At 57.8% G+C, this 18,325-nt stretch carries 15 protein-coding genes; 6 read left to right on the forward strand and 9 right to left on the reverse strand.

Features of this window, described 5'->3' with window-relative positions:
• Positions 1-239 precede the first annotated feature (239 nt).
• The 3 genes from F0319_RS11635 to F0319_RS11645 are packed head-to-tail and all read left to right on the forward strand — an operon-like array spanning position 240 to position 6,746.
• Positions 240-1,586, forward strand: a complete 1,347-nt coding sequence (locus tag F0319_RS11635; protein WP_149366989.1) for an SrfA family protein — start codon at positions 240-242, stop codon at positions 1,584-1,586.
• Positions 1,587-1,590: 4 nt separating this feature from the next.
• Positions 1,591-4,572 carry a virulence factor SrfB gene (locus tag F0319_RS11640; protein WP_149366990.1) on the forward strand — a complete coding sequence of 994 codons (2,982 nt, stop codon included), beginning with the start codon at positions 1,591-1,593 and terminating at the stop codon, positions 4,570-4,572.
• Positions 4,569-6,746 carry a virulence factor SrfC family protein gene (locus F0319_RS11645; protein WP_149366991.1) on the forward strand — a complete coding sequence of 726 codons (2,178 nt, stop codon included), beginning with the start codon at positions 4,569-4,571 and terminating at the stop codon, positions 6,744-6,746. Before F0319_RS11640 ends, F0319_RS11645 begins: the two co-directional genes overlap by 4 nt.
• 71 nt (positions 6,747-6,817) lie before the next feature.
• On the opposite strand, the gene F0319_RS11650 is transcribed toward F0319_RS11645, so the two are convergent.
• From F0319_RS11650 to ymcF, 9 genes are all read right to left on the reverse strand, one after another.
• Positions 6,818-7,573, reverse strand: coding sequence for an alpha/beta fold hydrolase (locus F0319_RS11650; protein ID WP_149366992.1), 756 nt, complete (start codon positions 7,571-7,573; stop codon positions 6,818-6,820).
• Positions 7,574-7,660: 87 nt separating this feature from the next.
• Complete coding sequence (locus F0319_RS11655) at positions 7,661-7,834, reverse strand: GhoT/OrtT family toxin (RefSeq protein WP_013096478.1); 174 nt, start codon at positions 7,832-7,834, stop codon at positions 7,661-7,663.
• Positions 7,835-8,016: 182 nt separating this feature from the next.
• Positions 8,017-9,441: an aminobutyraldehyde dehydrogenase gene (gene patD / locus F0319_RS11660; RefSeq protein WP_149366993.1), complete on the reverse strand. Its 1,425-nt coding sequence runs from the start codon at positions 9,439-9,441 to the stop codon at positions 8,017-8,019.
• 24 nt (positions 9,442-9,465) lie between these two features.
• A complete protein-coding gene (locus F0319_RS11665; protein ID WP_029741505.1) occupies positions 9,466-10,272 on the reverse strand; it encodes an ABC transporter permease in 807 nt (268 codons plus the stop codon).
• Positions 10,262-11,200 (reverse strand): ABC transporter permease, encoded by a 939-nt coding sequence (locus F0319_RS11670; RefSeq protein WP_376708929.1) that lies wholly within the window; start codon positions 11,198-11,200, stop codon positions 10,262-10,264. Before F0319_RS11670 ends, F0319_RS11665 begins: the two co-directional genes overlap by 11 nt.
• A gap of 7 nt (positions 11,201-11,207) precedes the next feature.
• Positions 11,208-12,221 (reverse strand): ABC transporter ATP-binding protein, encoded by a 1,014-nt coding sequence (locus F0319_RS11675; RefSeq protein WP_115875285.1) that lies wholly within the window; start codon positions 12,219-12,221, stop codon positions 11,208-11,210.
• A 17-nt stretch (positions 12,222-12,238) separates the two neighbouring features.
• Positions 12,239-13,384: a putative ABC transporter substrate-binding protein YdcS gene (ydcS, locus tag F0319_RS11680; RefSeq protein WP_023344246.1), complete on the reverse strand. Its 1,146-nt coding sequence runs from the start codon at positions 13,382-13,384 to the stop codon at positions 12,239-12,241.
• A gap of 271 nt (positions 13,385-13,655) precedes the next feature.
• On the reverse strand, positions 13,656-15,065 hold the full coding sequence (locus tag F0319_RS11685; protein WP_127731091.1) for an aminotransferase-like domain-containing protein: 1,410 nt from the start codon (positions 15,063-15,065) through the stop codon (positions 13,656-13,658).
• Positions 15,066-15,147: 82 nt separating this feature from the next.
• A complete protein-coding gene (gene ymcF / locus F0319_RS11690) occupies positions 15,148-15,336 on the reverse strand; it encodes a cold shock small protein YmcF (RefSeq protein ID WP_028013309.1) in 189 nt (62 codons plus the stop codon).
• Between the two features lie 392 nt (positions 15,337-15,728).
• Here ymcF and F0319_RS11695 point away from each other — a divergent pair, with 392 nt between their 5' ends.
• From F0319_RS11695 to F0319_RS11705, 3 genes are read left to right on the forward strand one after another with little or no spacing between them, the layout of a single operon-like run.
• A complete protein-coding gene (locus tag F0319_RS11695; RefSeq protein WP_149366994.1) occupies positions 15,729-17,129 on the forward strand; it encodes a cytochrome ubiquinol oxidase subunit I in 1,401 nt (466 codons plus the stop codon).
• The gene (cydB, locus tag F0319_RS11700; RefSeq protein ID WP_149366995.1) at positions 17,129-18,139 is read left to right on the forward strand and encodes a cytochrome d ubiquinol oxidase subunit II; all 1,011 of its coding nucleotides are present in this window, start codon (positions 17,129-17,131) and stop codon (positions 18,137-18,139) included. The genes F0319_RS11695 and cydB overlap by 1 nt, the downstream gene beginning before the upstream one ends.
• A complete protein-coding gene (locus F0319_RS11705; RefSeq protein ID WP_008501283.1) occupies positions 18,139-18,267 on the forward strand; it encodes a DUF2474 domain-containing protein in 129 nt (42 codons plus the stop codon). Before cydB ends, F0319_RS11705 begins: the two co-directional genes overlap by 1 nt.
• The last annotated feature ends 58 nt before the right edge of the window (positions 18,268-18,325 follow it).

The raw sequence follows: 18,325 nt of genomic DNA on the forward strand, positions 1-18,325 counted from the left end.
CACAGGCGTTTTGACCTGGCAAATAACGAAACACTATCAGGTTATTCTAAAGCCGCGTTTTTTGCTGTTTTAACCGCCAGCGCCCAAAAAGATGATTTGCCTTAAGTGCCATTATTCGTCAAGCACAACCGTCACTTTCTATGCCGCAAGAAATCGGCCCTTTTAGCGTCTCTTCCCCCGTTTGGTTGCTTCCTCGTTTCGTTAAAGTAACGGTGTGAAGAAGTATATGGGATCAAATCGTGGCAAAAACTCTTTTACGCAGCGGTAACCTGGATGACTTTCAGGCCGTTGGCGGCGGCGGACAAGCCGTTTTTGAATCAGCGTTACAAATCCGGGAAGCGCTCCGGTTGCGCAAACAACAGGCCATCGTCGACTGTCTGGCGATCCCTCAGGTCAACGACAGCGGTGACCGCGTGGACTGGTATTCCCCCGTTGAAGGGAGCGTAACCAGCTGGAAAGCGGCAGATGAAGATGACCGCTATCGCGCCCTGCGCTATCTGGAAAACACGCTCGCCAGCGTTGAGTCGTTAAGCAAGAAATGCCTCCAGTCCCCCAAAACCGCGCAGCAGCTTTTTGGCTCTCTGCTGTCAAAGGCGTTTCAGTTCCCGGGTGAAAACTTCCTCTTCCTGGTGGACGGAAAGCCTGTCATAAGCTTCTGGGGCTTTGTAAACCTGAACGAAAATGCGCGCGACGATGTTCTCGACTGCCTGCGAGAATCGCTGGTCCCTGAGCCTGCCCCCGTTGTGATTGAAGATCCTGAGCCCGAGCCTGAGCCAGAACCGGTTGTAGCCTTTGAACACGCCGACGAGCCTCTGATCGCCCCTTCCACGGTGGTGCGCATCACGCCGGAAGATCTGTATGAGCCAAAGCCAGCCCCGGCGGTTGCGCAACCCGCTCAGGAACCTGCTCTGCCGATCGTCGCGAAAAAACGTCGTGTTCCCCTGTGGACGCTGCCGGTTGCCGTCGCGATCGTTGCCGCCATTGCCGCACCGCTGCTATGGCCAAAACAGTCGCCTTCCGCTGAGCCCGCACCGGCGCCCGCACCAGAACCCGTCGAGATTGCGCCAAAGCCGATCAAAGCGGTTGAGCCGCTGGCGATGAAACTGCCGCTGCATCAGGCAGAGGTGCTGGCGAACAAAGAAAAAGAGCCTGCTCCGGCGCCTGCGCCACAGCCTGTCCCGGTGGTGATTGTCGCCATCCCGAAAGATGCCATGGTGATGGAAGCGAATCAGGTGAAAGCGGGATCGACGCGTTTCCTGAACGGTACCTGGCGTGCGGTTCTCGACGTGAAAGATCCGGTCACCGGCAAGCCGCCTTCAATGCGCTATCAGATCCAGAACAATAAAGGCTTCGCCCGGGTTGTCCATGGCGACAACGTCGTCTGCCGCGCGGAGGTCTTCTCCGGGCTGCACAGCAACGGCGAGCTGATGATTAAAAGTCGCGGTACTGCCCGCTGCACTGACGGTTCTCGCTACCCGATGCCGGAAGTTGCCTGTAAAGCAGGCGCCAGCGATATCGCAGAATGTCGCGCCCGTTATGATGCCAATACCGTCGTTCCACTGACGTTCAAGAAAGCAGGTGCCTGATCCTATGCTGGTAAATCTTTGCGACTATAAACAAAGCGTCACGCTTATTGCCAACAGCGGCGTGCAGTTCCTTGATTTCGGTCTGACGCCGCAGGACACCGCCAGCAACGGGCGCTTCGTACGTAAAACCGCGAACGGCCCGCTTTTGCGACTCGATTTCGACCTGGTTGACGGGCGCTATACCCTGCCGGGAACGAACGGCGGGCAGCCTGAAGTGGTTAAGCCGGAAACCACCATTCCGCTGCATCAGTCCCTGGCGGTGCTGGACGGCGTCTGGCTTCCAGTTCCGTTCCTGCGCTTCAACCCGCCGCGAACCTTCGTTGAGGGGCCGGATAACTGGGCCCGCGTTCAGGTGCGCAGGCTGGATACACCCGACACGGCGGGCAATACGCACCGCGTCACGCTCGCCCTTGACAGCCAGATTGCTGAACACGCCACCTCCGCCCTTTCCCCGGTTGAAAACGATATTCTGAACGGGACCCGTTTCGCGCTGGCCTGGCGAGACAATGAGGTTGAAAGCTTCCTCGACCAGACGTGGATTGACGGCTGGCTGCGCGAGGCATTTACCCAGTATGCCGACGGTGTCGAAAACCGCTCAGAACGCGATCTCCAGCAGGCGATGCGCGGTTTTGAATATCAGGCCCACTGGCTCAACCTGATGACCATGCTCGGTGAACAGCTCACCGTGCCGGAAGTGAAATTTGTAACCCATACGCTCAGCACGCCTGCCATTCCGGTCGATCTGATCCTCGACGTGGGCAATACCCACACCTGTGGCGTTATCATAGAAGACCACGGCGATGCCAACGATGGCCTGCGCCAGACCGCCGAGCTGCAGGTTCGCTCGCTAAGCGAGCCGCAGTTCCTGAATGCGCCGCTGTTCACCAGCCGTCTCGAGTTTTCGGAAGCGCGTTTTGGCAAGCAGCACTTCTCGGTCGAAAGCGGTCGCGAAGATGCCTTTGTCTGGCCGTCCATTGTTCGCGTTGGTGATGAAGCCCGCAAGCTGGCGATGCAGCGTCTGGGGACCGAAGGCAACAGCGGCATCTCGAGCCCGCGTCGCTACCTGTGGGATGAAACCCCGGTCGTGCAGGACTGGCGCTTTAGCCAGATGAACAGCAAGACCCAGCGTGAGCCGCTTGCCACCGCGTTTCCGCTGATGAACCTGATGAACGATGACGGCGAGCCGCTCTTCACGCTGCCGCAGGACGAGCGGCTGCCGGTCTTCTCTCCGCAATACAGCCGCAGCACCCTGATGACCCACATGCTGTGCGAGCTGCTGGCGCAGGCGCTGGGGCAGATCAACAGCGTCGCCACGCGCTTACGTCTGGGATTCCCGGCGTCGCCGCGCCAGCTGCGCACGCTGATCCTGACGCTGCCCTCCGCCATGCCAAAGCAGGAGCGCGAGATTTTCCGTCGCCGCATGTTTGAAGCCATCGCCATCGTCTGGAAAGCGATGGGCTGGCACCCGCAGGATGAGGATTTTGTCACCCGCAAACAGCAGGATAAAAGCGTGGTGCCGGTTCCTGAAATCCAGATGGAGTGGGATGAAGCCAGCTGCGGTCAGCTGGTCTGGCTGTATAACGAAGCCATCTCCCGCTTTGGCGGCCAGACCGAAGCCTTCTTCGCCTCTCTGGCCCGTCCGGACCGCGAGCCTGAGCCGGGTAGCCAGCCGGGCCGCGCGCTGCGCGTCGCGTCCATCGACATCGGCGGCGGCACAACGGATATGGCGATCACCCATTATCAGCTGGACGACGGTTCCGGCAATAACGTCAAAATCACCCCTCAGCTGCTGTTCCGTGAAGGATTTAAGGTCGCGGGCGACGATACGCTTCTGGACGTGATTCAGCGCTACGTGTTGCCCGCGCTGCAAACGCAGCTGCAGAAATCCGGTATTGCTGATGCCTCGCTGCTGATGGCCTCGCTGTTCGGCGACTCCGGGCGTATTGATACCCAGGCCGTACTCCGCCAGCAGACGGCGCTGCAGCTCTTTATGCCGATTGGCCATGCCATTCTTGCCGCGTGGGAATCGAGCGACGTTGACGATCCGCTGGCCGGTCTGCATGCCACCTTTGGCGATCTCCTGCCGCAGAAGCCGACGCGCAACGTGATGAACTACCTGCAGCAGGCGATCGATCATGCCCTGCCTGCGGGCTCTGACGCTTTCGACCTGTTCGCCGTGCCGCTGCACGTCAGCTTCCGCGAAATGCAGGATGCGATGCTGGCCGGGCAGTTTACGCTGGCCTCCCCGCTGCACGCGGTGTGTGAGGCGATTTCACATTACAGCTGCGATATTCTGCTGATCACCGGACGCCCCGGCTGCCTGCCCGGTGTGCAGGCGCTCATTCGACATCTGCAGCCGGTGCCGGTCAACCGCATCGTCTGGCTGGATAAATACCAGGTACATGAGTGGTATCCGTTCAGCCAGCAGGGGCGCATTGGCAATCCGAAATCGACAGCTGCAGTCGGGGCCATGCTCTGCAGCCTGGCGCTTGACCTGCGCCTGCCGCGCTTTAACTTTAAAGCTGCGGACATTGGCGCGTATTCCACCGTGCGCTATCTGGGCGTGCTAGATAACACCGTCAATACCCTGCGCGAGGAAAACGTCTGGTACCAGGATATCGATCTGGATAAACCCGGCGCGAAGCTTGACGCGCGTCTGCACTTCCCGCTGCGCGGTAACGTGACTCTCGGCTTCCGCCAGCTGGCGAACGCGCGCTGGCCCGCCACGCCGCTCTACACGCTCAGCATCAACTCGGCTGAACTGGCGAAAGCCATTGCCGGTGACGGCGTGCTGAACGTGCGGCTCAGGCTCTGCGGCGGCAGCAAGCAGGAGGGGCCGGAGGCCTTCGAGCTGAGCGATGCCTGGCTGCAGGACGGCACGCCTGTTGCGCCTGACGCATTAACCTTCAAACTGAATACTTTGGCCGATCGCCGACACAGCGGTAGCCACTACTGGATCGACAGCGGGAGCGTATACCTGAAATGACAGCGACGACGACCACCACTCAGGCCTTAATTGGGTGGATTAATGAGACGCGCCTGAACGCCCCTGTGCTGGATAACGATGCCGACGCCCTGCTTGCCCGCATCAACGCGGCGCAGGCCCGGGAGCAGGCCATTGAACGCGCCATGACCCGCCAGAGCAGCGTTGGGCTTTACGGCCATTCGCAGAGCGCGAAAGCTCACCTGCTGTTGTCTCTTTGCGGCAGCGGTAATGGACGCCTGAACGTGACGCCGGGCCAGCGCACCTTTGACTATTTTTCGCATATCAATCCGGGACATGCCCTGACCAACATGGCCGTCCGCTTTACCCGTGAAAACACGGAGGTGGCGGATGAGGCGTTCCCGCTGCGTCTGAGTCTTGTCACCGAGGCCGAGCTGGTACAGCTGTTTATTGTCCGTACGACCCTCCATCCACAGATGCGCGCGGTGGATAAAGCGGTCATTGAGACACGTCTGGAGAAGTGGCGCGGGCTGCGCCAGCCGCAGAGCGTGCCCGGCATCACGGCTCAGGAAGTGGGAACGATTGCCCGCTTCTGGCAAAGCACGGTTCCCGCCGCTAAGCAGCAAATTGATGATGCCCTGTGGCATGAGTTTGCCCAACTGGTACCTTCTCTCGATCTCAGCACGCGAGCCAGCGTCTGGTCGCTGCTCTGGGGCGAGCAGCAGGAGTTGACCCAGCAGTGGTTAAAACTGGCCCATGTGCTGCACCAGACCAGCCATGCCGGCGATCTTGCTGCCCCGCTTAGCCTGCTGGTGGACAGCTTTGGGCTGCCGGGTGAAGGGTTCCTGACGCACGACGGCGCGTTAGACCTTCAGGACGCGCAGGAGACGCTGCTTCATCCGCTGAATAGCGGTGAAATGCTTAACGCCATCAGCATCCCGGTCGACGTGCTGGCATTCCTGACCCGCGAGCTGGTGCTGCCGGTTGAGAACGGGACTCTGGATAACGTCGATATTATTGATATTCCGATTTTTGAAGATAACCGTGCCGACCCGCTACGCCAGGCAAAATCCCAGTGGCTTCTTGAACATTACCGTCAACAGCTTCAGCCGGATGTGCTGGTGATTTGCAACGCGACGGCACAGCACGAACAGACGGCCAAAAAAGCAAAAGTGTTAATGAACTGGGTGAAGGAGACGCACCCTGCTGAAGAATCTGCCCTGCCGGGGCTGGTGTGGGCGATAACCCCGCATGACGCCCGCTTTACTACCCGGCAAAATCTCGATGAAGCCGTACAGCATCTGCTCGGAAAGCCGGGTTTACGCTGGGGCACGCTGCAGGCGCTGGACAGCCACAGCATGCAGCGCGTCATCGAATGGCTGTCTCAGGCCACGTTGCCCGCGCAGCGACAGAAACGTCTCGGCACGCTGAAAAACGCGCTGCGTCAGGAGCTGTCGGCTCTGATGCAAAGCTATCTGGCACCGCTGGTTGAAGAACCGGGGACAAGACGCGCTCAGGCGGAAAACATGGTGCGCATGCTGCAAAGCAGCGCCGCCCGCCACGGCGAACTGCTTGAAGGCCTGCTGCCGCCTCTGAAAGCCTTTGAAACGCTGCTCGCCGTTCAGCAGCCTCGCGAGGAGCAGGTGAACGGGCTGTTTACGGACACTATTGATCTATTTGCCGAGAACGCGCAGGAAAGCACTGGCCTGTTCCAGACAAAAGACAAAGCGCGTCTCGCGCACCGAGTCTGGATAAATCATCTGCGCCAGTGGAGCCGCAACGAGGCGACCGCCGCCCGTCTTGGGCTGGATCCTGAGGTGTTACAGCAAATCGCGGACGTGCTGGTCGTCACCAGCTACCGGCTGGATCTGCCTCAACAGCTTCAGCGCATTGTCGAAGCGGATAAAAGTAGCGCAGCACAGCTGCATGCCGTGATGGGCAATTTCGTTGGCTGGCTGGGTTACGACCAAACGCCCGTGGCAACACGTCCGGCAAGCCGCATCCGCAAGGGCCAGGCCATCTTCGTCACGCCGGTGGTCAGCAGCGCCGAGCCTCGTTTGACGCGCCTGGGAGAACAGCCTGTACATGCGGCCACCGCGTACGTGTACGACTGGCTGGTCGCACTCTATAGCCGCGCGATAGAGAACATTGATTACCAGCACCCGCATGATGTTCAGCCTGACGCACGTCAGGCACTGCGGGCTTTAATAAAGTAGCCGCCCTTCTTGCCGGGTGGCGCTGCGCTTACCCGGCCTACATTTCGCAACGATGATAAATTGCACAATAATCACATCGTCATACATCCGGCTAAGGCCTGCGCCAGCGCAGACGGATTTTCCCACGACATCGAGTGCCCCGCCGCTGGGATAATTTTCACCTCAACGCCCTTTTGCTTCAGATTATCCACATCGTCATCCGGCAGAGACAGCTCGCCGAAAATCAACGTTACCGGGCAAGGGAGTGACAGGAACTGCGCTTCCCACTCGGGCTCAACGCCCGCCACCAGGCTCGATGCCCCCCTCCAGACCGCATACGGCGCATTATTCTGCAGGCACCCGGCCCACGCTGTTTTTTCTACGCTGAGCATGGCGTCATAACCCTGCTCCAGAAACTGTTGCTCGGTTTGCGCTGCAATAGTCCGGCTGAACATGCCCCCACCCGCGTGGAAATTGGGCTCTGACACCATCAGTCCCTTCACGCACGACCCCAGCAGCCCCGCCGTTTCGATAGCGATACTGCCGCCCATGCTGTGGCCGTATAACCAGAAGGAATCCAGCTCAAGATGGTCAATCAGTTCCGCGACAACGTGCGCCTGGTCAGTGGTTTTATAGCTGTAGTGCTCGGGCTTATCGCTGTAGCCGCTGCCGGGCAAGTCAATGAGAATCGCTCTGCGCGCGCCAAACAGCGGGTCATGTACGACGCGGGGATATTCGTAGGAAGAGGCGCAGCCCAGCCCGTGAATAAACACCACGGGATCGCCGGTGCCGGGCAAATCGTGCCAGCGCACGGTACAACCGGCCTGCTGCGAGTAAAAACTGTTCATAAGCACTCCTTTTTATGATGCACTGTGTATTTATACAGTTATTACATCAGGAATGCTATGTTCAGCTTTTAAAACTGGAAGCGTGCTTCAGAAAAGCGAGACCAGCAGCGCAACGGGAAAGCTCATTGGCCAGGTTGACCCCACCAGAAAAGCGCTGAGCAGGCGGATACGTTTGCGGTCTTTAGAGAGGAACCAGGTGATTAATGCGCAGATGGAAGCCATGATTGCGTAAAAAACCAACATCTTTTGATACAACGTCATTCTGTATACCAGAGCCGAAAAAATAACCGCACGCAATATGCGTCATATGTTGACACAGATCAAGTTTTTTCGTTACAGAATAACCACTTAAAAATTACGGCTAATAACAATTGAGTATTTTTGGTAACACGTGTGGCGGGCAAGGAGAACGCCTGGCCGCGCATGCGGCCAGGCTGGGAGGATTAGTGTTTGATCATGACATGCCGCACGACCGTATAATCCTCAAGCCCGTAGACCGACATATCCTTCCCGTAGCCCGATAGTTTCATGCCGCCGTGCGGCATTTCGCTCACCAGCATAAAATGGGTATTCACCCAGGTGCAGCCATATTGCAGGCGCGCGCTCAGGCGATGGGCGCGGCCGACGTCTTTGGTCCAGACCGAAGACGCCAGGCCATATTGCGAATCGTTCGCCCAGGCCAACACCTGCGCCTCATCATCAAATTCGGTGACGCTCACCACCGGGCCAAACACCTCACGCTGCACAATGGCATCTTCCTGTTTGGCCCCCGCCAGCAGGGTTGGCTGGAAGTAGTAGCCCGCCCCCTCTTTTTTGCTGCCCCCGGTCACAACGCTGACGTGGCTCAGGGCTTTGGCCTCATCCACCGCTTTGCACACGCGGGATAAATGTGCCGCCGAACTCAGCGGCCCCAGCTCGGTTGATTCGTCCTCGGGTGCGCCCATTTTCAGGCTCGCAACCGCGGCACCCAGTTTTTCCACCAGCGCGGCGTAAATGCCCTTTTGCGCGTAGATACGACAGGCGGCGGTACAGTCCTGCCCGGCGTTGTAGAAGCCAAACGTCCTCACCCCTTCGACGACCGCATCCAGGTCGGCATCATCAAACACGATCACCGGCGCTTTACCGCCCAGCTCCATGTGGGTGCGTTTAATGGAGGACGCCGTATGGCCGATGATATGTTCCCCGGTAGCAATTGAACCGGTCAGCGAGACCATACGGACTTTTTCATGTCCGGTAAGCGGATCGCCGACCGTTTTGCCCCGACCAAACAGCACGTTAAGAACGCCCGCCGGGAAGATATCTTTTGCCAGCTCTCCCAGCTTAAGCGCGGTCAGGGGCGTAATCTCAGAGGGCTTAATCACCACGCAGTTCCCTGCCGCCAGCGCGGGTGCCAGTTTCCAGGCTGCCATCATCAGCGGGTAGTTCCACGGTGCAATAGAGGCAACCACGCCCACCGGGTCGCGGCGGATCATCGACGTATGGCCGTCAAGGTACTCTCCGGCGGCCAGCCCGTTAAGGCAGCGGGCGGCCCCGGCAAAGAAACGGAAAACGTCAACCACCGCCGGAATTTCATCACCCAGAGCGCAGTGCAGCGGCTTGCCGCAGTTGAGGGATTCGAGCCGGGCAAACTCCTCGCCGTGGGCTTCAATCGCATCCGCCAGCTTCAGCAGGCTCTCGGCGCGGGTTTTCGGCGTCGTTTGTCCCCACGCCACAAAAGCACGGTCGGCCGCCTGAACCGCCGCGTCGACCTGGGCCGCTGACGCCTCAGCAATCTCCAGCAGCACCTCTCCGGTGGCCGGGTTATAAACCGGCTGTTTCTCACCCTCTCCGGCAACCAGTTCACCGTTTATCAGCAGATGTTTTTGCATAGCATTTTCCTGTTGAATTCACTGTTATTTCCCGCTGCCGGCAATGTTTTCGCCGTCGCGGGTTAGCCACCAGGCTCCCAGAATGGGGATAGTTGTCACCAGCATCACCAGCAGAGCCACGACGTTGGTGACCGGCACGTCGCGCGGACGCCCGAGCTGGTTGAGCAACCACAGCGGTAACGTGCGCTCGTGTCCCGCCGTAAATGTTGTGACGATTATCTCGTCAAACGACAGGGCAAACGCCAGCATACCCCCGGCCAGCAGCGCTGAACCCAGATTGGGCAGCACCACATAGCGGAAGGTTTGCCATCCGTCGGCCCCGAGATCCATCGACGCTTCGACCAGACTCCAGGAGGTGCGCCTGAACCGGGCAATTACGTTGTTAAACACCACCACCACGCAAAAGGTGGCGTGTCCCACCACGATGGTGAAAAAGCCCGGCTCAAGGTCGATCGTTTTGAAGGCCGTCAGCAGCGCCAGGCCGGTGATGATCCCCGGTAACGCAATCGGTAACAGCAGCAGCAGAGAGATCGCATTCTTGCCAAAAAACTCGCTTCGCCACAGCGCCGCTGCAGCAAGCGTGCCAAGCACAAGGGCTATCGCGGTGGAGAGCGCGGCAATTTGAAGTGACAACGTCACGGATTCGATAATATCGCCGCGCCCCGCCGCCACGCTAAACCACTTCAGCGTAAGCCCCTGAGGCGGAAAGCTGAAAGCGGCGTCTTCGGTGTTGAAGGCGTAGGTCGCGATAATCAGCAGCGGGAAGTGCAGGAAGATGACGCCTCCCCACGCTGCCACTTTGAGGAACAGCGGTGCGCGTTCAGAGTGCATCGAATGCTCCCAGACGTTTCACGAACGCCAGATAAAGAGAAATCAGCACGATGGGAACCAGCGTGAACGCGGCAGCCATCGGCATATTGCCAATTGCGCCCTGCTGGGAGTAGACCATGTTACCGATGAAGTAGCCCGGCGGCCCCACCAGCTGCGGAACGATAAAATCCCCCAGCGTCAGGGAGAACGTGAAAATTGATCCCGCCGCAATGCCCGGAATGGCCAGCGGCAGAACAACGTAGCGAAAGGTCTGGCGCGGGCGGGCGCCGAGGTCGGCCGAGGCCTGCAGCAGCGAGGCCGGCAGGCGTTCCAGCGCTGCCTGGACGGGCAGGATCATAAACGGCAGCCAGATGTAAACGAAGACCAAAAACCGTCCCAGCCCCGAGGTGGACAAGGTGTTGCCGCCAATCGCCGGGAGCGTCAGGAGTGAGGTCAGAATCGGCTCCAGCCCGAGATGGTTGAGAAACCATTGCGCCACGCCGTCCTTCGCCAGCAGCAGCGTCCAGGCGTAGGCTTTGACGATGTAGCTCGCCCACATCGGCAGCATGACAGCGATATAGAAAAACGCTTTCCACTTGCCGCGGGTGTATCGCGCCATGTACCAGGCCATCGGGAATGCGAGGATGGCGCTGGCAATAGTCACCGCAATCGCCATCGTTAAGGTTCGCAGGATGATGTCATAGTTTGCCGGGTTGAAGAGCGCCTGAATGTTCGCCAGGGTCAGGTCCGGCGTGACCGCCATGGTGAAATCGTCAAAGGTGTAGAAACCTTGCCACAGCAGGGTCAGAAGCGATCCTAAATAGACGATGCCAAACCACATGAGCGGCGCGAGCAGAAGCAGGAACAGGCCGAGCGACGGTTTCCGCCAGAACAGCGCCGTCATTCGGCTGAAGCGGCCGTGCGAGGCGGGAGGATGCGCGACACTCATAGACATTTCACCTCTCCTCATGCAGGCGAATCATCGCCTCGCGTGACCACGACGCCATCACCGCCTGCCCCGGCGCAATGCCGCTCAGCGGCGAGGTTTCACTGAGATTGGCCTGGCTCACCAGCAGTTTGGCGCCATCGGCAAGCTTCAGCTCCAGCCGCGTGGCCGCCCCCTGGTACTGAACGGCCTGCACGATGCCCTGAACCTGAACGTCTCCGCCCTCGTTAAGACGGATATGTTCCGGACGCAGGGAATAGCTGCCTTCCATGCCGCAAATTTTGTGCGCTAGTCCTGCATCAAAGACGTTGGAAGTGCCCACAAAACTCGCGACAAACGGCGTGCGCGGACGCATGTAGAGATCGCGCGGGGTATCCACCTGCTCGATCCGCCCGTTATTAAACACCGCCACCCGGTCTGACATTGAAAGGGCTTCACCCTGATCGTGGGTGACAAAAATGAAGGTAATACCGAGTTCCTGCTGAAGTTTCTTCAGCTCGAACTGCATCTGTTCACGCAGTTTGAGATCGAGCGCACCTAAGGGCTCGTCCAGCAGCAGGACGCGCGGCTCATTGACCAGCGCGCGGGCGATGGCGACACGCTGCCGCTGGCCGCCGGAAAGTTGCGAAGGTTTGCGGGCAACGGCAAAGCTCAGGCCCACTTTTTCCAGGGCATCACGGGCCTGCGCATGGCGTTTTTTCTTGTCGATGCCTTTGACCATCAGCCCGTAGGCGACATTGTCGAGGATCGACATATGCGGGAACAGCGCATAATCCTGAAACACGGTGTTCACGTCCCGCTCCCAGGGGGGCAGTTCGCTCGCTTCTTTACCGAAGATAGAAATCGTCCCGCCTGACAGCTGTTCAAAACCGGCTATCAGGCGCAGGCAGGTGGTTTTGCCGGAGCCCGAAGGCCCCAGCATGGAGAAAAACTCTCCGTCACGAATCGCAATGGTGACCCCATCCACCGCCCGTACGTCGCCGTACAGACGGGAAACATTGTTAAACTCTACCGCGTACGTCATGTTCTGCTCCCGGGCAATTAACGACCGCCCATGATGGCGATGTAATCCTGCGTCCAGCGGCTGTAAGGGACAAACTTGCCGCCTTCGGCGATGGGGGTTTTCCAGAACATGATTTTGTCGAACTCGTTATAACCGTTTGTTTCACAGCCTTTATCGCCCAGCAGCGTGCTGGCTTTACACCCTTCCGGCACCACGGGCAGGGAGCCAAACCATGCTGCCAGATCGCCCTGCACTTTCGGCGTCAGAGACCAGTTCATCCACTTGTAGGCGCACATCGGGTGTTTTGCCTGCGCGTGCAGCATGGTGGTATCCGCCCAGCCTGTCACCCCCTCTTTCGGGAAGACGGTTGCAATAGGCTGGTTCTCGGCCTTCAGGGCATTTGCCTGATACGGCCAGGCGCTGGAGGCCACGACGCCTTCGTTTTTGAAGTCGCTCATCTGGACGGTGGTGTCGTGCCAGTAGCGGTGAATCAGAGCATGCTGGTCGCGAAGCACCTTAAGCACGGCGGCATACTGTGCTTCGGTGAGCTGGTACGGGTCTTTAATACCCAGCTGCGGCTGCGTGGCTTTGACGAACAGCGCGGCATCCGCGATGTAAATCGGGCCGTCATACGCCTGCACGCGTCCCTGATTGGTTTTCCCGTCCGGCAGATCCTGTTTGGTAAAGACCACGCTCCAGCTGTCCGGCGGCGTCGGGAAGGTTTTGGTGTTGTACATCAGCAAGTTTGGCCCCCACTGGTACGGCGTGCCGTAGACTTTCCCGCCGACGTTAAACCATTCCCCTTTCACAATCCGTTCGTCGAGGGTTTTCCAGTTGGGGATAAGATCGGGGTTAATCGGCTGGACGCGTTTGCCCATGATCAGGCGCAGGGAAGCGTCACCTGAGGCGGTGACCAGGTCATATCCCCCTTTCGCCATCAGGCTGACCATTTCATCCGACGTGGCCGCCGTTTTGACGTTCACCGCACACCCGGTCTCTTTTTCAAACTGGGTGACCCAGTCGTAGTTTTTATCCGTCTGTCCGCGTTCGATGTATCCCGGCCAGGCGATAATATCCAGTCGACCTTCCCCGTCGCCGATGGCCTTTGGTGGTTCTGCGGCTTGCGCTGTCATGATAGTCATGCCGAGCGCGCACAGGCTGCTGCGGGCAAATTTTTTGCTCATAAGGGTTACTCCTGTCGCAATGAAATTTAGCGGCAGCCGTGCCGTAAAAATATCTCCCTTATTAAACGTAGACCGCGCGAATGCGCCGCACCGTTCGGCTTAAGGAAATTTCATCAAGGTGTGACCGAGGGCGCATTCCCCGTTAACTGGATTATAGACAAGGAGTTAGCCGCGAGAGACGGTATGCAGATTTCCTATGACAGGGCACCGCGAAATATTCACAGTGCCGTCATCAGGATAAGAAATGAATATTTAAAAAACGAAAAAAGGATTATTCCAGCATCGTGCTAATTAATTTGCCTAACTGAATGACCGCCTGCTCTTCTCGCTCTCCCCAGGCCCACGACGTATTAAAACGGAAGAACGGCGTCCATGCGTCAGAAGTGGAAAACATCTTTCCGGGGGCAATGCTGATGTGATGCGTTAGGGCTTTTTCGCTCAGCAGCCCCGCGTCCAGATGCGCCGGAAGCTCCAGCCATAAAAAGTAACCGCTGTCGTTATGATGGATTTTGACGCCGGCAGGCATATGGCGCAAAAGGGACTGCCAGGCCTGCTGCTTTCGCTCGGCGAGCGTACGCCGCAGGCGGCGCAGATGGGCGTCGTAGCGTTTCGTCGCCAGGTAATCAACCAGCGCCAGCTGCACAGGTGAGCTTGTGGAGAGCGTGCTCATCAGCTGCAGCTGCTGAATACGTCGCGCGTGTTTTCCTGCCGCAACCCAGCCGATGCGAAAACCGGCCACCAGACATTTTGAAAAGGACGAGCAGTGCAGCGTCATATCCTGACGATCCCATGCTTTCGCCGGAAGCGGTTTTTCGCGCCCAAAATAGAGCTCGCTGTAGACGTCGTCTTCAATCAGAGGAACGTTGTGCTGCGTTAACAGGGCGACAAGCTGCGCTTTTTTCTCCGCGCTCAGCGTGAAGCCAAGCGGGTTCTGACTGTTGGTCATTATCCAGCAGGCTTTAACCGGATACTCCTTCAGCGCCTGTTCAAGGGCATTCAGGTCAATCCCTTCGCGGACGTCCGTCGCAATCGACAACGCTTTAAGCTTCAGGCGTTCCAGGGCCTGCAGCGCGCCGTAAAAACAGGGGTTTTCGACTATCACCCAGTCGCCCGGCTCGGTCACCGCCTGCAGGCTGAGATTGAGCGCTTCAAGGGCGCCTGCGGTGATCACGATCTCTTCCGGGGAGATGTTCATCCCCTGCTGCGCGTAGCGGCGGGCAATGGCGTGGCGGAGATCGACGTTACCCGGCGGCAGGTTCTCAATCACGCTCATCGCCGTCGCGGTTTTGCTGACGTTCGCCAGCGATCGGTTGAGCTGCTGCAGCGGGAAAAGCCGTGGGTCGGGAAAAGCGGAGGCAAAAGGGACAACGGACGGGTCGCGGCTAGCCTGTAAGACGTCGAAGATGTAGGTGTTAATATCCACTACTTCGTCACGCATCACCTGGGCAGGCGGAGCAGGCTGATGTGCGGTCGGGCGCGAGGCAACGTAATAGCCCGACTGCGGTCTGGCGACAATGCGCCCCTGACTTTCCAGCATCTGATACGCGTGGCCAACGGTCATAAAACTCATGCCGCTGCTCGCCACCTGCTCTCGCAAAGAAGGCAGCTTATCGCCCGGCAGCCATACGCCAAGCTCTATCTGCGAGATAATTTGTTGCGCCAGACGCTGGTATTTTTTCATCAGATTCTCCTTGTGGCTGATAGTGTATATCAGCAGGAGAAAAAGAGAAGATTTAGCTAACTGTTATAGTTCGGGAAACGAATTACTTACGGTACTCGGTAACGTGGCTTTGCGCCTGACGCGCAGCGGCCAGGTGATCGAGCGTTATCATCGACGATTTGCAAAAGATGCATTTCGCGCCGAGTGGGTTTTTCTCAGACACATCAAAGACTGAGGTACGGTACTGCGAGCCATGACAGCATGGGCAGCGGAAATGGATATAAGAAGTCATAGGATTCTCCTGTAAACGTAAAAACGTAAATTACTAATGGGCCGATTGGGCATAATGGTTTTAAACAAAACGAATCGGAATGTAGATAAAGACCCAAGAGAGGCTGCGGAGAGGCACAACGTGATGAGAACTGCTTTATAAAACTACGTCAGATATTTATTTGGACTCAAAACCAGAAGACCATTAACGCACGGCGCTGACGACAAAGCAAGCAGTTTTATGCGTAAAATTCATAAAAACAGTGTTTTTATTCCTCATCCGAGAAGTATATCAGATGGCTAAAGCATGAGTATTATGCCAACTGTTATGGTTAAAAATCACTTTTCTGAGTCTGATAGTGAGATCTTCGCCCCTATACCATAACAGCACACCGTTTGACATTGAGGCTGTGCATGTTTGGTTTAGATGCGTTTCACCTTGCACGGATACAGTTTGCCTTTACCGTATCCTTTCACATTATTTTCCCGGCCATTACCATCGGTCTTGCAAGCTATCTTGCCGTGCTCGAAGGGTTGTGGCTGAAAACAAAAAATCCGGTCTGGCGATCGCTGTACCATTTCTGGTCGAAGATTTTTGCCGTCAACTTTGGCATGGGCGTGGTGTCCGGGCTGGTGATGGCCTACCAGTTTGGCACCAACTGGAGCGGCTTTTCGCAATTTGCGGGCAGTATTACCGGCCCGCTTCTGACCTATGAAGTGCTTACCGCCTTCTTCCTCGAAGCCGGGTTCCTCGGCGTAATGCTGTTCGGCTGGAACAAGGTCGGACCGGGTTTGCACTTTTTCTCCACCTGCATGGTGGCGCTGGGGACCATTATCTCTACCTTCTGGATCCTCTCTTCAAACAGCTGGATGCAGACCCCGCAGGGCTATGAGATCGTCAACGGTCAGGTGGTGCCGGTGGACTGGCTCGCGGTGGTGTTTAACCCCTCCTTCCCTTACCGCCTGCTGCATATGTCGATAGCCGCGTTCCTGAGCAGCGCCCTGTTTGTGGGCGCCTCCGCGGCATGGCATCTGCTGCGCGGGAATAATACTCCCGCCATCCGGGCGATGTTTTCGATGGCGTTGTGGATGACGCTGATTGTCGCCCCCATCCAGGCCATGGTTGGCGATATGCACGGATTGAACACCTTAAAGCACCAGCCCGCCAAGATTGCCGCGATTGAAGGACATTGGGAAAATCCGCCGGGTGAGCCTACCCCGCTGCTGCTGTTTGGCTGGCCGGATATGGAGCAGGAGCGCACCCGCTTTGGGCTGGAGATCCCGGCGCTGGGGAGTCTCATCCTGACGCACAGTCTGGATAAACAGGTTCCGGCGCTGAAAGAGTTTCCAAAGGAAGAACGCCCGAATTCCACCATCGTCTTCTGGTCGTTCCGCATTATGGCGGGTCTGGGCATGCTGATGCTGCTTCTTGGGGTAACTGCACTCTGGCTGCGATATAAAAAGCGCGTTTATTCGTCGCGCCCCTTCCTGTGGTTTGCGCTGTTGATGGGGCCATCGGGGCTGATTGCCATTCTGGCCGGGTGGATCACCACCGAAGTGGGCCGCCAGCCTTGGGTGGTCTATGGGCTCCAGCGAACGAAGGATGCGGTTTCTGCCCATGGTGATTTGCACATGAGCGTGAGCCTGCTGGCCTTCTTCGTCGTCTATACCTCGGTATTCGGCGTGGGTTACAGCTATATGGTGCGCCTCATCCGAAAAGGCCCGCAGCCGCATGAATCTTTCGCCACCGAGTCCGACGGACGTCCGGCGCGCCCGCTTTCTGCCGTCACAACTGAACATAAGGAGCAGCCATAATGGGTATTGATCTTTCCATTATCTGGTTTGTGATCATCGTTTTCGCCACGCTGATGTATATCGTCATGGACGGTTTTGATCTGGGAATTGGCATTCTGTTCCCGGCCACGCAGAACGCCGACGATCGCGACGTAATGGTCAACAGCGTCGCGCCGGTCTGGGACGGAAATGAAACCTGGCTGGTGCTTGGCGGCGCTGCGCTGTTCGGCGCATTCCCGCTTGCCTACGCGGTGATCGTGGATGCCCTCACCATTCCGCTGACATTAATGCTGATCGGACTTATTTTCCGCGGGGTGGCATTTGAATTTCGTTTTAAGGCCACCCCGGCGCACCGTCCTTTCTGGGATAAGGCGTTCATAGGTGGTTCAATTCTGGCGACGTTTACCCAGGGCGTGACGGTAGGCGCCGTCATTAACGGCTTTACCGTCACCGGCCGGGCCTATACCGGCGGCCCCTTTGACTGGTTTACCGCGTTCAACCTGTTTTGTGGCGCCGGGCTGGTGGTAGCTTATGCGCTGTTAGGCTCGACCTGGCTGGTGATGAAAAGCGAAAATGCGCTGCAGCAGCGGATGCGCGAGGTATCTAAAACGCTGTTAATCGTGCTGCTGGCGTTTATTGCCGCCATTAGCCTCTGGACGCCGCTGGCGCAACCGGCCATCGCCGCGCGCTGGTTTACGGTGCCGAATCTGTTTTATCTGCTGCCGGTTCCTGCTCTGGTGGTGATTTTTAGCCTGTACCAGTGGCGCTGCCTGAATAATCCCGCCAGCCATAGCCGTCCGTTTATTCTGACATTGGGGCTGGTATTCCTCGGCTTTAGCGGACTTGGGATCAGCATCTGGCCGCATATTATTCCACCGTCGATTACCCTGTGGCAGGCCGCCGCACCGACGCAAAGCCAGGGCTTTATGCTGGTCGGCGCGCTGTTGATCATTCCCGTTATTCTGGTCTACACCTTCTGGAGTTATTACGTATTTCGCGGCAAAGTTCAGCATGGGGAGGGTTATCACTGATGCAACAACCGGTCTGGAAAAGATTACTGTGGCTGGCCATTATCTGGGGCGGCAGCGTACTGGCGTTGGCTGCTGTCAGCATGCTCTTCCGTATGCTGATGACGGCTGCAGGGTTTAAATCGCATTAACATCATTCCGGGCAACCGCTGCGTTGCCCTGTTCCCCCGCACTTTCAGATAAACCCCA

Source organism: Enterobacter vonholyi (assembly GCF_008364555.1).
In the GTDB taxonomy this organism is placed as follows: Bacteria; Pseudomonadota; Gammaproteobacteria; order Enterobacterales; family Enterobacteriaceae; genus Enterobacter; species Enterobacter vonholyi.

What these genes read in the sequence shown, in the direction of transcription:
- F0319_RS11640 (WP_149366990.1), top strand. Translation starts at nt 1,591, where the DNA reads ATGCTGGTAAATCTTTGCGACTATAAACAAAGCGTCACGCTTATTGCC.
- F0319_RS11645 (WP_149366991.1), top strand. Translation starts at nt 4,569, where the DNA reads ATGACAGCGACGACGACCACCACTCAGGCCTTAATTGGGTGGATTAAT.
- F0319_RS11650 (WP_149366992.1), bottom strand. Translation starts at nt 7,573, where the DNA reads ATGAACAGTTTTTACTCGCAGCAGGCCGGTTGTACCGTGCGCTGGCAC.
- F0319_RS11655 (WP_013096478.1), bottom strand. Translation starts at nt 7,834, where the DNA reads ATGACGTTGTATCAAAAGATGTTGGTTTTTTACGCAATCATGGCTTCC.
- patD (WP_149366993.1), bottom strand. Translation starts at nt 9,441, where the DNA reads ATGCAAAAACATCTGCTGATAAACGGTGAACTGGTTGCCGGAGAGGGT.
- F0319_RS11665 (WP_029741505.1), bottom strand. Translation starts at nt 10,272, where the DNA reads ATGCACTCTGAACGCGCACCGCTGTTCCTCAAAGTGGCAGCGTGGGGA.
- F0319_RS11670 (WP_376708929.1), bottom strand. Translation starts at nt 11,200, where the DNA reads ATGAGTGTCGCGCATCCTCCCGCCTCGCACGGCCGCTTCAGCCGAATG.
- F0319_RS11675 (WP_115875285.1), bottom strand. Translation starts at nt 12,221, where the DNA reads ATGACGTACGCGGTAGAGTTTAACAATGTTTCCCGTCTGTACGGCGAC.
- ydcS (WP_023344246.1), bottom strand. Translation starts at nt 13,384, where the DNA reads ATGAGCAAAAAATTTGCCCGCAGCAGCCTGTGCGCGCTCGGCATGACT.
- F0319_RS11685 (WP_127731091.1), bottom strand. Translation starts at nt 15,065, where the DNA reads ATGAAAAAATACCAGCGTCTGGCGCAACAAATTATCTCGCAGATAGAG.
- ymcF (WP_028013309.1), bottom strand. Translation starts at nt 15,336, where the DNA reads ATGACTTCTTATATCCATTTCCGCTGCCCATGCTGTCATGGCTCGCAG.
- F0319_RS11695 (WP_149366994.1), top strand. Translation starts at nt 15,729, where the DNA reads ATGTTTGGTTTAGATGCGTTTCACCTTGCACGGATACAGTTTGCCTTT.
- cydB (WP_149366995.1), top strand. Translation starts at nt 17,129, where the DNA reads ATGGGTATTGATCTTTCCATTATCTGGTTTGTGATCATCGTTTTCGCC.
- F0319_RS11705 (WP_008501283.1), top strand. Translation starts at nt 18,139, where the DNA reads ATGCAACAACCGGTCTGGAAAAGATTACTGTGGCTGGCCATTATCTGG.